At 46.3% G+C, this 14,136-nt stretch carries 16 protein-coding genes; 7 read left to right on the top strand and 9 right to left on the bottom strand.

Annotated elements, in window-relative coordinates:
- Positions 1-169 precede the first annotated feature (169 nt).
- On the top strand, positions 170-1,216 hold the full coding sequence (locus ACFQ3J_RS20075) for an NAD(P)/FAD-dependent oxidoreductase (protein ID WP_251583875.1): 1,047 nt from the start codon (positions 170-172) through the stop codon (positions 1,214-1,216).
- A gap of 318 nt (positions 1,217-1,534) precedes the next feature.
- Here the strand turns inward: ACFQ3J_RS20075 and ACFQ3J_RS20070 are convergent, their stop codons facing one another.
- The 5 genes from ACFQ3J_RS20070 to ACFQ3J_RS20050 form a co-directional block, all read right to left on the bottom strand.
- On the bottom strand, positions 1,535-2,446 hold the full coding sequence (locus tag ACFQ3J_RS20070; RefSeq protein WP_251583822.1) for a class I SAM-dependent methyltransferase: 912 nt from the start codon (positions 2,444-2,446) through the stop codon (positions 1,535-1,537).
- A gap of 56 nt (positions 2,447-2,502) precedes the next feature.
- Positions 2,503-2,745 (bottom strand): MFS transporter, encoded by a 243-nt coding sequence (locus ACFQ3J_RS20065; RefSeq protein WP_251583821.1) that lies wholly within the window; start codon positions 2,743-2,745, stop codon positions 2,503-2,505.
- Positions 2,746-2,787: 42 nt separating this feature from the next.
- Positions 2,788-2,961, bottom strand: coding sequence for an Rrf2 family transcriptional regulator (locus ACFQ3J_RS20060; RefSeq protein WP_311287385.1), 174 nt, complete (start codon positions 2,959-2,961; stop codon positions 2,788-2,790).
- Between the two features lie 177 nt (positions 2,962-3,138).
- Entirely contained in the window at positions 3,139-3,330 is a 192-nt protein-coding gene (locus tag ACFQ3J_RS20055) for a hypothetical protein (RefSeq protein WP_251583819.1), read from the bottom strand.
- Positions 3,309-5,282 (bottom strand): glycoside hydrolase family 127 protein, encoded by a 1,974-nt coding sequence (locus tag ACFQ3J_RS20050; protein WP_251583818.1) that lies wholly within the window; start codon positions 5,280-5,282, stop codon positions 3,309-3,311. Before ACFQ3J_RS20050 ends, ACFQ3J_RS20055 begins: the two co-directional genes overlap by 22 nt.
- Positions 5,283-5,427: 145 nt before the next feature.
- Between ACFQ3J_RS20050 and ACFQ3J_RS20045 the strand changes: the two genes are divergently transcribed.
- The 3 genes from ACFQ3J_RS20045 to ACFQ3J_RS20035 all read left to right on the top strand — a co-directional run bounded on the left by ACFQ3J_RS20045 (position 5,428) and on the right by ACFQ3J_RS20035 (position 8,089).
- Entirely contained in the window at positions 5,428-6,297 is an 870-nt protein-coding gene (locus tag ACFQ3J_RS20045) for a helix-turn-helix transcriptional regulator (RefSeq protein WP_251583817.1), read from the top strand.
- A 144-nt stretch (positions 6,298-6,441) separates the two neighbouring features.
- Entirely contained in the window at positions 6,442-6,984 is a 543-nt protein-coding gene (locus ACFQ3J_RS20040) for an RNA polymerase sigma factor (protein ID WP_091159635.1), read from the top strand.
- Positions 6,965-8,089: a DUF4179 domain-containing protein gene (locus ACFQ3J_RS20035; protein ID WP_251583816.1), complete on the top strand. Its 1,125-nt coding sequence runs from the start codon at positions 6,965-6,967 to the stop codon at positions 8,087-8,089. The genes ACFQ3J_RS20040 and ACFQ3J_RS20035 overlap by 20 nt, the downstream gene beginning before the upstream one ends.
- Before the next feature lie 73 nt (positions 8,090-8,162).
- Here the strand turns inward: ACFQ3J_RS20035 and ACFQ3J_RS20030 are convergent, their stop codons facing one another.
- Complete coding sequence (locus ACFQ3J_RS20030) at positions 8,163-8,399, bottom strand: DUF6953 family protein (protein ID WP_251583815.1); 237 nt, start codon at positions 8,397-8,399, stop codon at positions 8,163-8,165.
- A 382-nt stretch (positions 8,400-8,781) separates the two neighbouring features.
- Here ACFQ3J_RS20030 and ACFQ3J_RS20025 point away from each other — a divergent pair, with 382 nt between their 5' ends.
- Entirely contained in the window at positions 8,782-9,642 is an 861-nt protein-coding gene (locus ACFQ3J_RS20025) for a YitT family protein (RefSeq protein WP_091159630.1), read from the top strand.
- Positions 9,643-9,738: 96 nt separating this feature from the next.
- On the opposite strand, the gene ACFQ3J_RS20020 is transcribed toward ACFQ3J_RS20025, so the two are convergent.
- The 3 genes from ACFQ3J_RS20020 to ACFQ3J_RS20010 form a co-directional block, all read right to left on the bottom strand.
- The gene (locus tag ACFQ3J_RS20020; protein WP_091159629.1) at positions 9,739-11,085 is read right to left on the bottom strand and encodes an amino acid permease; all 1,347 of its coding nucleotides are present in this window, start codon (positions 11,083-11,085) and stop codon (positions 9,739-9,741) included.
- Positions 11,086-11,310: 225 nt separating this feature from the next.
- Positions 11,311-11,793 (bottom strand): DUF456 domain-containing protein, encoded by a 483-nt coding sequence (locus ACFQ3J_RS20015; protein ID WP_251583814.1) that lies wholly within the window; start codon positions 11,791-11,793, stop codon positions 11,311-11,313.
- A gap of 127 nt (positions 11,794-11,920) precedes the next feature.
- Positions 11,921-12,388, bottom strand: a complete 468-nt coding sequence (locus tag ACFQ3J_RS20010) for a macro domain-containing protein (protein WP_251583813.1) — start codon at positions 12,386-12,388, stop codon at positions 11,921-11,923.
- A gap of 239 nt (positions 12,389-12,627) precedes the next feature.
- Here ACFQ3J_RS20010 and ACFQ3J_RS20005 point away from each other — a divergent pair, with 239 nt between their 5' ends.
- Together ACFQ3J_RS20005 and ACFQ3J_RS20000 are read left to right on the top strand one after the other, a co-directional pair.
- Complete coding sequence (locus tag ACFQ3J_RS20005) at positions 12,628-13,392, top strand: ABC transporter ATP-binding protein (RefSeq protein ID WP_251583812.1); 765 nt, start codon at positions 12,628-12,630, stop codon at positions 13,390-13,392.
- Positions 13,374-14,135, top strand: coding sequence for an ABC transporter permease (locus tag ACFQ3J_RS20000; RefSeq protein WP_251583811.1), 762 nt, complete (start codon positions 13,374-13,376; stop codon positions 14,133-14,135). Before ACFQ3J_RS20005 ends, ACFQ3J_RS20000 begins: the two co-directional genes overlap by 19 nt.
- Position 14,136 lies beyond the last annotated feature (1 nt).

Genomic DNA, 14,136 nt, shown 5'->3' with positions numbered 1-14,136 from the left:
GCTTCATCCGCGAAATCGCTAAGGCCCGCAGATCCATAGTGGATCGCGGGCCTGCTGTTCACATACCAGATATCAATTGACGATGATAATCGTTATCAACTATAATAGGCGAAGATAAACCCGATCGGCAATTGTACAACTGACTATGCGGAAAGAAGGAACGTAAATGATGAGCGAAGAGCTTGAATTATATGATGTAACGATCATCGGCGGCGGGCCTGCCGGTATGTATACCGCTTTTTACAGCGGAATGAGAGATTTGAAGACCAAGCTGATTGAAGCCAGAGAAGAACTGGGCGGCCGAATTCTTATCTATCCCGAGAAGATGATCTGGGATGTGGGCGGACTAACCCCTACTCTCGGTAAGGATCTGATCAAGCAGCTTACCCAGCAGGCCATGACCTTCGATCCTACGATTGTACTTGGACAGCATATTACTGGGCTGGAGCGTCAGACGGATGGAACGATGATACTGACATCAGCAACAGGTGAGCGTCACTGGACCAAGACCGTTGTTATGGCCATCGGCTACGGTATTCTCGAGATGGCGAAGCTCGAAATTGAAGGTGCAGACCGCTATGAAGTAAGCAATCTGCATTATACGGTACAGGAGCTGGAAGTATTCCGCGGCAAACGTGTACTCATCTCCGGCGGCGGTGACTCTGCCGTGGATTGGGCGAATGCACTGGAGCCGATTGCAGAGAGCCTGATCGTCGTTCATCGGCGGGATCAATTCGGCGGTCATGAACGCAACGTCGTCAAGATGAAGGAATCCTCTTGTAAGGTACGTACGCCTTATGCCATTGATTCACTGCACAGCGCGAACGGAACGGATATTAACGAAGTGAGCATCCGCCATGTGGAGACGGGTGAACAGGAACGTATCGAAGTCGATGCCGTGATCGTTAACCATGGGATGCGGTACAATTTCGGCCCGATTAGGGAATGGGGCATTGAAATGGGAGATTGGACATGCAAGGTAGGAAGCAGCATGAACACAAGCATTCCGGGTGTATTTGCTGCAGGTGATTTTGTTGATTTTGAAGGCAAGGTGCGTCTCATCGCAGGTACATTCACCGATGCCGTGAGTGCACTGAATGGTGCGAAGCTGTACATAGAGCCTGAAGCCGATAAATACGCCTACGTCTCCTCCCATAACGCGAAGTTCAAAGAGAAAAACAAGCAACTGGGTGTCGTAGAACAACATGAACACTAAGATAAGACCGGTCCTTCTGTGAAGAAGGCACCGGCTTTTTTTATTCGCAGAACTTGAGGACAAGATATTGATATTTCGTGCTAAAATGCTGCAAAAGCCTAAACCTGTACAGCCTTTAGTATATAAGAATACGTGATCTCAAAAATGAAATGAGGAATGGTCTTATGACGCAATCAACTACAGCCTTCTCAACGCTACACCCGGAGACAGTGGTTGCTATTATAAATAAAATGATTAAGTTTAGATACTTTTTTTCAAGCTCATAGTGAACCTCCTTTCGAATATGTAATTAATGCATGCTGTTACAAGGGTAATTCTCTACGAATTCATCTTTCCGTGTTTTTTTGAGAAATACATGTTTTGATCTTCCAATTTAACAAGCACTTTACCGAAACGCCCGCCCTGATAAACCGTTACTGGATCGGAGGGATAATTTTTATCAAGGTAGTCTTCAATAATGCGATGCGTTTCTATATCTACAGGATATTGATAGATTTTCAACCAATTTAAAACCTCTTGTATAGCCGTTTCCCGGGATACTTCAGCTGTTTTCATTTCTTTAGTTACGAGTGAGTGAAAGGCATACCCCTTCAGATAAAGCAGTTGCATCAAGTAAATCATTTCTGAATTATGAGGCTTTGTATATGGATGTTTCAGATTCGATAATATTTCGTTAGTGAGGCTGTGTTCCCTTGGTCCTGCGGATAAGCTGATATAACAAAATTTGCTGGCGCAGCTCAAAATTCTCTCCACACTTTCCCAATCTGTTACAGCAGGGCACATGGACACAAACACAAAATCAAAGGCCTTCTCCCAGCCCTCCTTCTCAATATCAATATTTTCAAATACGTCCTTCACAATGTCTATTTTGCCCTTGGCCCACTTTTGACTGTTTTCCTCCAGCAGTTTCACAAAGGGCAGAGAGGGCTCAACAGCTGTCACTTGTGCACCTCTTTCTGCAAAGGGAATAGAAAAGCCTCCGGATGCGGCTCCAATATCTAAAACAGAAGCTCCTTCAAGCGTTACCCCTTGTTCTTCCAACCAGCCTATAATCCGTTCTGTGCGCTGCCTTCCCTCTTCGTTAAAGCATTGATCATTGTACTTTTGAGCAGTAGCATCAAAGCTGCGTTCTGGAACAATTCCAGCTGCTTTCATCATATTTACGCCTGTCATTGAATCCTCTCTCCAAGCTTTTTCCCAATTCAATTCATCAAAAATGCTGTTCAACATAATAAAGCTCCTCCATTTCCCGTAATTATTATTAGCGGCGGCAGTTTTTTAAAGCGTTAAAATATGGTTGAAAAGTTATGCAAATATCGTAGTCCAATCACCAGAGAGAGCACTAGAACAGGAAGAGTTAACGCAAATATCCAGTTCCACCCCAATTTCTCCAGTAATAGACCTGAAATCGTCGGTCCAATAGCTGGAGCAACAACCAAAACCATTCCTATTAAGCCGTATGCTCCCCCTCTCTTCTCTGGGCTAATAATTATAAGTACGGTACTGTACATCAACGGCAGCATAATCATGGAGTTTAAGGACTTCTTTTGTCTGTAATTATAGTAAAAAAATTATTGAATCTCTTTGGCAAGATCAGCCAAGGTCATATTTCTAAAATAATTCTCCATCTTATTTTCTCCTTGCAATATTATCCTTTGAATGGGGCATTGGGGACCATGGTCAAAGCTGCAATCAAACAATGAAGCAGTACCTTCAATTGCCTGAATGACATCCAGGAACGAAATATCTGCCCAATTACTTTAATTCCTCTCACCTTCATGGACTATATCTATCTATAATATCTGTATTAATCCTTTTGTCAACTTGCATAGCATTGCAAGAAAATATACCTCAAGTTCATATGTAGTAACATCCAGTGAACCCGTAACTATATAAGTTATCGTAAACGAAACTTTTCTCTCTCAACCGTTAACACTGCCTCCGTATGGAGTTGAGTTATTGGATATATCAGCAACATAGCTTCTGTGAGAGTGAGGTACAAATTGTACATTTACCGCGAGCAAAGAAGCCTGATCAAATAAATGATCAGGCTTCTTTCTATATTTTATAGCTGTACCATGAATGGCTTCCCTTACAATCGTTCTTTTACCCATACGGACATTTCGCCCATATCCCGGTTCGCCCAGGCATAATACGGGATAAATTTAACCTGCGCCTGCTTAAGGGGTACCTCCACATCAAATTGATACAGCGCTTGATCCCAATCGTCCATATTCATCCGCAGTGCTTCTCCCGAGATCGCTTTGATTCCCCCAGCAATCGCCGGTTCATCTAATACATTCAGTTCGGTATCCTGCGGGAGGATCAGCTGCTGAAGCTGCGCCCCATTATCTGCTTCCTCAATGCAGTACACGAGCGGACCGCGCTGCAAGGCAACCTTGCCTGCGTTTCCTTTGACGAGAGGATGACTTCTGACGCGTTTAATCGGCATCTCCATCACAAGCTCAATCTGGTCACCTGATTCCCATACGCGTTCAATGACGGCATAACCACTCGCGATCTTATTCGTCACATCGTAAGCCTCGCCATTAACAGTCACCTGCACGTTTGCTGCCCACTGCGGCATACGGAGTGCGATTCCAAATTCTGCAGACCTCTCTACTTCCACCTCGAAGCGGGCCTTACCTTCCCAAGGCATGCTGGAATCCTGCTTCAGCACCATCTTCGTACCGGCAACTTCGATCGCAGCTTCACCACCGATATATAGATGGGTATATACTGTCTTGTCCTGCACCGAATAGATATATTCACCAAGGGAAGCCAGCAGTCTTGCAATATTCGGCGGACAGCAGGCACAGCCAAACCACTCCTGACGAACAGGCTTGATATGGTTGTAATTGTGGTTTGCACCGTTGCACACCTTAGGGTTTACCTCCAGCGGGTTGACATAGAAGAAGTGCTTGCCGTCTCTGGACATCCCCGCAATGACGGTGTTGTACAGGGCACGCTCCATCACTTCTGCGTAAGCACTGTCAGGCTCAAGCTGCAGCATGCGCTGCGCGCTGAATACAAGACCAATCGAAGCACAAGTCTCGGAATACACCGTATCATTCGGCAGATCATAGTCCACCGAGAAAGCCTCACCCTGAGCCATGGAACCGATACCGCCCGTAACGTACATTTGCTTGGAGACGATATTATCCCACAGCCTCCGGCAAGCCTCAAATAGTGCTGCATCCCCTGTTTCACGCGCTACATCCGCCATACCGGCGAGCATATATACGACACGCACGGCATGGCCGACAGCCACATCCTGCTCCCTCACCGGTTTATGAGCCTGATAATAGGCTTCATTGAGCTGCAATTTGTTATTACTCCATATGGTGGTCCAGCCCCTGCGCTCTGCTTCTGCCTCAAAGAAGCTTGGCTTCTGCCCTCTCTCATCAATGAAATATTGGCTTAATTCCAAATACTTCTTCTCGCCTGTCACTTCATACAGCTTAACCAGTGCAAGCTCAATCTCCTGATGACCATCATAACCTTGAATCTGATCCGGACCATACCCGAACACACGCTGGATGTCATCCGCCATTCGGCAGCAAATATCGAGCAGCTTGCGCTTGCCTGTTGCCTGATAGTAAGCAACACCTGCTTCGATCATGTGACCCGCTGTGTACAGCTCATGGCATTCCGTCAGATTCGTCCACTTCTTATCCGGTTCTTTAATCGTAAAGTATGTGTTCAGATAACCGCTGGACTGCTGAGCATCCCCGATGATATCAATCATGCCGTCTGCAATCTGCTCCAGATCCGCATCCCGCTCGTTTATCAGCAGATAAGCCACAGCCTCCAGCCATTTCGCCACATCTGTATCCTGAAACACATAGCCGTAGAATTCCCCTTCCTGTAGACCTGCGGCAATCTTAAAATTGCTCACCGCTCCACTTCGCTCTGCACCTTCCACCTGGTCATTAATCGCTTCCCATTGATAGGGCACCACCACGTCCCTGACTAAATCTATGTAATAGCTCCAGAAGTCGTCCTTAATGCTTACTTGCTTCATGGATACCGGCTTTATTTTGTTCATACCTGCAGTTTGTCCCATATGTATTTTGCTCCTTTTCATCAGAAGTTGATTCCATTTACTGTTCGACTTCATTTTATGCGTTACAATGGAACAAGAATATAGCTGATACCAACCTGATTTTAATAAAATATCACACAAACATATAGATAAGGAGTTCATGTACATGCAAGGGAATGGACATATTTATTTTGCTGCCCCTCCCCTGCCCTATTATTTGGAAAGTGGTGTGACGGTATATGAAGCTGGAGATCAGCATCCGAACCGTAACAACCTCGGGATCTTTGATCTGATCCTCGTAGAGTCGGGGTGTCTCTATATCGGGGAAGAAGGAGCTTCCTGGGCACTTACATCAGGGCAGACCCTGCTGCTCCTGCCGGACAGGCATCATTATCCTGTACAGCCGTCAACCGGGAATACCCGATTCTACTGGGTACACTTCCAGGCTGTAGGAGAATGGATGCAATCGGAACAGGAAGGGTTTCTCATGAATCAGAACGCACACTATGAGCGTTATCAGACCAATCCCTATATGCTGCATCTGCACAAATCCTGGACCCTGCCCTATCCCGAGCAAGCGTATCGGCTCATGAAGAAGCTGAATGCAGCAGCAACAGAGCGTCAGTCCCGTGCATTTTGGACTCAGCAGCAGACCTTCGAGGAGCTTCTCCGCATCATGGATATACGGCAGAACGATGCCTTTGCAGGCCCGGTTATCGCCCTTGCAGAGCAAGTGGAATCCTACATTAAGAATCATTACCGTTCCGAAATCACGAGCACTACGCTGACGGATGCCTTCAATTTTCACTACAACTACATCACGCGCTGCATGAAGCAGGTATATGGAGTAACTCCTGGAGAGTATTTGATGAAATACCGCCTGGAGCAAGCGAAGCTGCTTCTGCTGCAAACCGAATGGCCGATCGCCGAAATTGCCGTCCAGGTCGGATTCGAGAATATCCCCTATTTCTCGGCCTGCTTCAGCCGACATATCGGTGTGTCCCCTACCAAGTTTCGCAAGCAATATACGAAATAAGCTGCTATCGTCCATCAGACGTGCCATGTCGCACGTCTTTTCCTTATTCCAGACTTGGTCAGAGATAAATAAATTTATCATGTGACCACGGATGATCGTCACCAGTCTAAATAATATCAAGACAAAAAAATGAAAGGAGCACACATGGTGGAGATAGAAGCATTAGCCGCAAAAGCAGCAGAAGGCGATTCCGATGCATTTGTAAAGCTTGTACAGCAGCTGGAAGGATCACTGTATTATATGGCGAGATCCATGCTGGGCAAGGATGAAGATGTCGCAGATGCTATGCAGGAGACGATATTAAAAGCCTTTAAATCGATTCACACTTTACGGGAGCCGAAATTTTTCAAGACATGGATCTATCGAATTCTCATCAATGAATGTAACAATATCGGATCCAAGCGTTCCCGTACGATCACTTACGCCGAAATCCCAACAACAGCCTCTTCGATGGGCGGCTACGAGATGGTAGATCTAAGAGAATCCGTTGAACGGCTGGAGGAGTCCCAGCGCATCGTAGTCATTCTTCATTATTTTGAAGACCTTCCGCTCCGTCAGGTAGCTAAGGTACTCAGCATTTCAGAAAGCGCCGTTAAGATGCGGCTGTCAAGAGCACGTGAGGCTCTGCAGCGCAGTTTACCCAATATACATGAAGGGAAGATAAGCTATGGCAGCATTGGATATTGAGAAGGAATTAAATAAGGTCGATGTGAGCAGTACAGAGATGTCACCCCTAGTCCGGGCAAGACTTGATGAGACCTATGCCTCTCTGTCTTCCCAGAAGCAGGATACAACCCGGAGAAGATCCTCCACATTACGCCGGGCAGGCTTAACCGCAGCAGCGGCAGGCATTTTGGGAATCGGCATATTTGCTTCCGGCTTCGTATCTCCGGTTATGGCAGCTTCAATTAAGAGCATTCCAATCATCGGAAGCATCTTCAGCATTATTGAGACAGACAGCGGCCTGCGTGCCGGCGGCGAGCTGGGATTCGCCACTAGTGTAAACAATGAGATCTCCTACAAGGATGTGAAGCTCGAAGTAACAGAGACACTGTATGATGGCACACGAGCAGCATTTATTGTGAATGTGACTGCACCGAATTTGGTTAACGGAACCTATGATACTGGCAGTAAGAAGATGAAGCTCAGCAGTGCTATTGAGAACGTAGCTCTAACCATTAAAGGGCAGACAGAGGGTGAACAGGCAGCTGTCTTGCAGGGCGGAATCTTCTATGGAGGTGCGGGTGAAGCCCATCCTAATACACTTGTGTTCGAGCAGGTGCTGGACTCCTCGGATACGAACACCTTGCCAGACCGCTTCACCTCGAAGGTCAGCATCAAGCTGGACGGAATAGATCAGGAGTTCACCGTCGATGTCCCATTTGAGAAGAACAATACAGAAGCAATCACACTAAATTCGAATACGTCCGTGACGAAGGAGGATCTTACCTTTAGCGTCGCAAGTGTCTCCGTGTCACCTATTACGACCCGACTGACGACTTCTATCGCACTGAATCGTACCAGCTCATTGACTCAGCAGGAGGAAGAGCGCTTACGTAAGGTTGGAGTTGCGGTCTATGATGATCAAGGCAGAAGACTGACGGCATTGTCTGGGGATGGGGTTTACGAGGGTAACCGTCTTATTTTTGACCGACGCTATGCTTCTATGTCGGGTGAGAGTAAATACCTTGTTATAAAGCCATTTATAATTAAGGATGATTTTGCAGAGGAAGTGCAGGAAGATCAGTTTATTGCAGAATTGGAAACCAAGATTGACCTGTCAGGGAACTAAGGATGTAATTTAAAAAGAGATAAAAAAAACAGACTGCGGTATGCAGTCTGTTCTCTTTAAGTTCTGTATTTTCTCAAGTCCAAGCCCATAGAAATCCATCTCGATCCCAGGCAATTCTCCCTTTATGAAGCTTACGAAATGCCTTCTTCACTTCCTTCTCTAAGGAGGCATTTCCATTCTCATTCACATATACAAACTCTTCTCCAAAATGCTCACGTACATATGCAATCGCCTCTGACTGATAGAGATTCCCTTTGAACCGAATCGTCTCTACCATCCATTCCGCAACCTGCTGTGGTGTATATTCCATATATTTTTGTACTCTCCTTGAGCTATAGCTTATTTTATCCCATACGGTCTCATACCCATACATGATCTTTAACTTCACTACTTTAATTATCCAATGCCATGCATATTTCATAGGATGAACTTTCTTTTGCGTATAGATTCATGATAAATTAAAAGATGTGCCATTTGATACCTATTTAAAAGTGGATGATATAGGATGCTCCTATTTTAATCTATCATCACTTATAAATAAAGATTTTGCACAAATCCAATAAGGAGCTTAGATCTCCTAAGATGAAATTGCATGATGCAAAGTCCTTAAATACATATAAAAAAGATTTAGCATTGAGCATATATCCGGCTGGATCGCTGCCCATGCAAAATCAATGGTAAAGGAGAGTTATATGAAAAAAAACGGGTTGCTGGAACACATTCGCAAGATCATTATGATTATTATCGGGGCAGTCATCACCGCTTACGGGCTGGAAGCCGTACTCATTCCAAACGATGTCATCGACGGAGGTGTGACAGGACTCAGTATTATGGGGTCCTCTCTATTCGGGCTTCCATTAGGGGTATTTCTCTTTGTCTTGAATATTCCTTTTGTATATCTAGGCTATAAGCAGGTCGGCAGGACTTTCGCCATTATGAGCGTTGTTGGTATTGTCGCTCTGTCCGTATCCACTGTTGTTCTGCATCATGTGGATACCATCCTGGGACCAGAGGACCCGCTCCTCATTGTCTTGTCCGGCGGCATGCTGCTTGGGATCGGGATCGGGATCGTGCTTCGTAACGGCGGTGCGCTGGATGGCTCTGAAGTACTGGCCGTGCTCGTCTCCCGCAAGATTCCTTTCTCTGTCGGAGATATTATTCTATTCCTTAACGCCTTCGTCTTTATCGCTGCCAGCTTCGTTTACAGTCTGGAAAGTGCGCTGTACTCTGCTCTGACCTATTACATTGCGAAGAATGTGATCGATATCATACAGGTCGGTCTGGAAAAATCCAAATCGGTACGTATCGTCAGTCAAAAATCGGTGGAGATTGGGGATACGATTCAATCCCGTCTGGGGCGTAACGTAACCTATACGCCTGGCCGGGGCGGCTTCTCCAATGAACAATCCGAGATCCTCAACTGTGTCATTAACCGAATGGAAGAGAACAAGCTGCTAACCATCGTGAAAGACATTGATGATAGTGCCTTTGTTGTCATCTCCGATGTATCAGAGGTCCGCGGCGGTAACTTCAAGAAACGAGACATTCACTAGTTCAATTTGAGCAGATGAATTACAAGCTTGCATTACAAAATAAAAAAGCCTGTCCATTCAGCCCTTCAGCTAATGGACAGGCTTTGCTTTTTGTTGTTATTTCGTGACCGGTTTACGGAACTTCACGATCGATGTGATGATAAGCACCACCAGGACAGCTAAACAGATACTGATGCTGAAGCGGTTCTGATCATCCACGAGGAAGCCGCACGCAATCACCGACAGACAGATGATGGTGAATGTCGTAATGTAAGGATATCCCCACACTTTGAAGGACGGCTGTATAGGATACTGCTTCCGCAGCTTAAGCTGGGATGCGGCAATACAGATCCACACCAGCAGTACAGCGAAGCCTGGAACAGCCATGAGAATCCGGAACAGCTGATCCTGTGCAATCAGACCCAGCATCGAGCCCCCGATCAAAATGAAGGCACAGAGCAGCAGCGTATTATAAGGGCTGCCCTTGCGGCTTGTTTTGGTCAGCGCCTTGGGCGCTTCTCCTGCTGCTGCCATTGAATAGAGCATCCGGGATGCCCCGTATATTCCAGAATTCGCTGCAGAGAGCACCGCCGTAATCAGTACGAAGTTCATAATGTGAGCCGCACCCGTAAGTCCTGTGGAGCTAAGTACCTGTACGAAGGGACTGTTCTCCGGACCAAGTTCATTCCAAGGAATGAGGCCACAGATAATGAGAATCGGCAGTGTGAAGAACAGGATGATCCGCAAAATAAAGTTACGTACCACCTTCGGCAGAACCCGCTCTGCATTCTCTGTCTCTGTAAGCGTCAGACCGATCATTTCTGATCCTCCATAGGAGAACATCACGACGAGCAGTGCAGAGAATATAGAGGTCCAGCCGTTCGGCAAAAACCCGCCATGGTTCATGTAATTGCTAAGGAATGGGGCTTCGCCGCTAGGAATGATGCCAAAGATCAGCGACACACCAAGGACAATAAAGATGATGATCATCGTTACCTTGATCCCCGCAAACCAAAATTCAAACTCTCCAAAAGTACCGACACTTAGTAAATTAATCAATATTACGATGGCTGCGCATCCCAAGCTGAGCATCCATAGCGGCACATCCGCAAACCAATATTGTAAAAAGCTCCCTGCCGCAATAATCTCGATCACGCATACAGCCAGCCACATGAAGCAGTACATCCAGCCCATGATAAACGAGATTCGCTCACCAAAAGCTTCCCTTACAAAATCCCTCATGTTGCGATTCGGATATACTGTAGCCATTTCGGCCATGGCCGTCATCACGACGAGAAGCAGCAAGCCAGCGATGATATAGGTGAAGATTACCCCCGGTCCTGCAAGACCAATTGTTTCCGAGCTTCCTTTGAAGATGCCGGTACCAATGACACCACCCATCGCCATCAGGCTGATATGTCTAGGCTTCAACTTCTTCTGTAATGATCCTTCTGTGTTTCCCATTCGTATCCTCCCTGATGCATTCCATGCTAGTCATCTTGTTCGTTTATATCTGTCTTCTTACAAATGTATTTTTCAGTATATCCTATTCTTCAACAGGAAGCACTTAAAAATCCGCTGCTTACCATAATATACATCCAGGTGCCTAGCCGCCTGCAACCTCAAAAAAGCAAGAGACGACTTGAGCGCCCCTTGCTTGAGAGTACCAATATCATTTTGCTAATCGCCCTAAATGATGGTATCCAGAATGAACCATACAATCATCAGCAGCTGAATCAGGATTTTGGCAATGCTGCCCCCGAGGAATCCAATGATTGTCGCAAAGCCGACCTTTACCGATTTCGATGCATCCTTGTGAATGATAAACTCGGTTACCAGTACGGCAAGGAACGGCACGAGCAGAATCCCGAATGGCGGAAAGATGAACGAGCCTACGATGGTCGCAATCGCTGCGATTGTCTCTGAGGTCTTTGATCCTCCATATTTCTTAACAAAATAGCTGTTCGCTATAATATCGGCGGCAATAATAACAACCGTAAGGATCGCCATACTGATCCAGAACCACCAGGACAGCTCCTCTGAATTAATGAGGAATTGATAGATGGCGAAGCCTCCCCATATGGCAAGAACGGACGGAATGATGGGATACACAATTCCGACAAAGCTGAGCAAGAATAACACAATTATTAAGGTCCACCACAAAAAATCCATCTATGTACCTCCCTTAGAACCTATGTTCATTTTAGTTTATGCCATTTATGTCTATTTTAAAAATAGTCTTAAGACGGTTTCTCAACCTGGACCTCCGTCTAGGATGAATAATAACTTAGTTCTAAAGCTAACCCTTCTCCTCCATATCAACGATAGAGTACAAGGTGACGGGGTAGCTCACAAACACCTTCTGCAGCCTTCTGTATACCTCACTCCAATCCGTCCCATTACGGTCCGCACCTATTCTGTAAGGCAATGCAATAGAGAGATCGCGGGCTTCTGCATATGTACGAAGCTCAATCAACGCCTGTTCAAGAGCCTTGATGCTTGTCAGCTGTTTTCGAAAGAAGCTCTTCTTATAATGCTTCTGTCCAAACAGGTTTGCGATATACTTATCCTTCGTCTTCACAATCTGCATCTGCCCAAGCGGAGAAATCTCACTGTTCGTCAGTGAAATATAGGCAGCGTAAGCCTCAGGGTATTCTTCTCTGATCTGTTTGGATATTCCGCTGCGCATGACCCCCATACAGTTTACCTGGTGACCAATAATGTCTTCTGCAGCCTTAAGGAGCTCGCCTTTCTCGAATGTAATCATCCTTCTACTCTCCTATTTAGAATAATAAACGTGGTTTGATTCAAATGAAACCAGGTGAATCCATTTCACAACTCATTAAAAAGGTGAATTCTAAACTATATAGTCTTGATTAAAGCAGCTAAAGTGTATTATGAAATTGATTCAAGTGCTATATATATATCGGGAAAAGCTCCCTATCATCTTAATGTATCTGCTAATATAAATTAGGAACGCGAACAACTGAAAGGAGTCTCTGGGTCATGTCTCATTTATTGAACTTACAGCGTTTGACCAAATATATCGGCACAACAACCAAAACAATGCTGTTCTCGGACGTCGAAGCACAGGCGGATCAAGGCGAACGCATCGCTGTCATCGGTGCTTCGGGACAAGGCAAGAGCACACTGCTCCGAATACTGTCTTTGCTGGATCGTCCGGATGAAGGTGAAATGGAGTGGAAGGGTGTATCGTATCGCAGATGCGATCCGCGACTGTGGAGAATGAAGATCACTTATGTCGCACAGCATCCCGTGATGCTGCCCGGCAGTGTTGAAGATAACTTGAGAATGGTCCATTCCCTTCATAATTTCCCATATGACAAAGCACTTGCACAGCGACTGCTGGAGAGCAGCGGCCTGTCTACACTGGATACCCAAAAACGGGCATCTGATCTGTCAGGCGGCGAGAAACAGCGGGTCGCACTCATTCGTTCTATGATGCTGCGACCGGAAGCCTTGCTGCTCGATGAAGTCACTGCATCCTTGGATCCGACAAATGCGGGTCTTGTGGAACAGCTGCTAAGGGAATGGAATGATCAAGAAGGTACAACGCTGATCTGGGTGACACATGATTTGGAGCAAGCCCGCTCATTCAGCTCTACGACCTGGTATATGGACAGCCATACCCTGCTCGAACGCCAGCCGACCGAGCTGTTTTTCTCTCGGCCTGATACTGAAGCAGCCCGCCGTTTCATTACCAAATCTATGGATTCAGATAAGGAGAAGCCATGTCTTTCCTCGCTCTAAGCTTCACCATTATATTTGTCATGGTAACAATGCTGATCTCCGTCTGGCAAAAGCTCGATTTGGAGAAGGAAATCGCCATTGGAACCATTCGATCAGCCATACAGCTGCTTGCTGTCGGCTACATCCTGCAGTTCATCTTTCATTCCGAGCATCCTGCTCTGATTCTGCTCATCGTTACTATTATGATCACCGTCGCTTCAATGAATGCAGGTAAGCGTGGGCAAGGCATTCGGGGTGTCCGCCGGAAGATCGCCTTGTCCATTCTGACAACGGAGCTGCTCATGATGGGACTGCTGCTCGGACTGAACATCATTGAGCCGACGCCAAGGTACATTATTCCAATCAGCGGGATGACGATTGGCAATGCCATGGTGGTATCCGGCTTGTTCCTTAACCATATGAAACGGGAAATGGAGACGTCCAAAGGCGAGATCGAAACCCTGCTTGCCCTTGGCGCTGCGCCCAAGCGAGCAATCCAGGATGCCCTTAAGCGTTCTGTTAAATCCAGCATGATTCCAACCATCGATGGTATGAAGACGGTGGGAATCGTCCAGCTCCCAGGCATGATGACAGGAATGATCATCGCGGGTGCAGATCCGATCGAGGCTGTGCGCTATCAGATTCTGATCGTGTTTGCCTTCACAAGCTCGGCGGCAATGACCAGCATCTTGCTCAGTCAGCTGACTTATCGTGAATGGTTTACGAAGGATATGCGTCTTCGTGATCTGTTCTCACAAAAATAAG

The organism is Paenibacillus provencensis, from assembly GCF_042678545.1.
GTDB classification, from domain to species: domain Bacteria; phylum Bacillota; class Bacilli; order Paenibacillales; family Paenibacillaceae; genus Paenibacillus; species Paenibacillus provencensis.
This window is presented reverse-complemented; position numbering and strand designations above follow the sequence as displayed.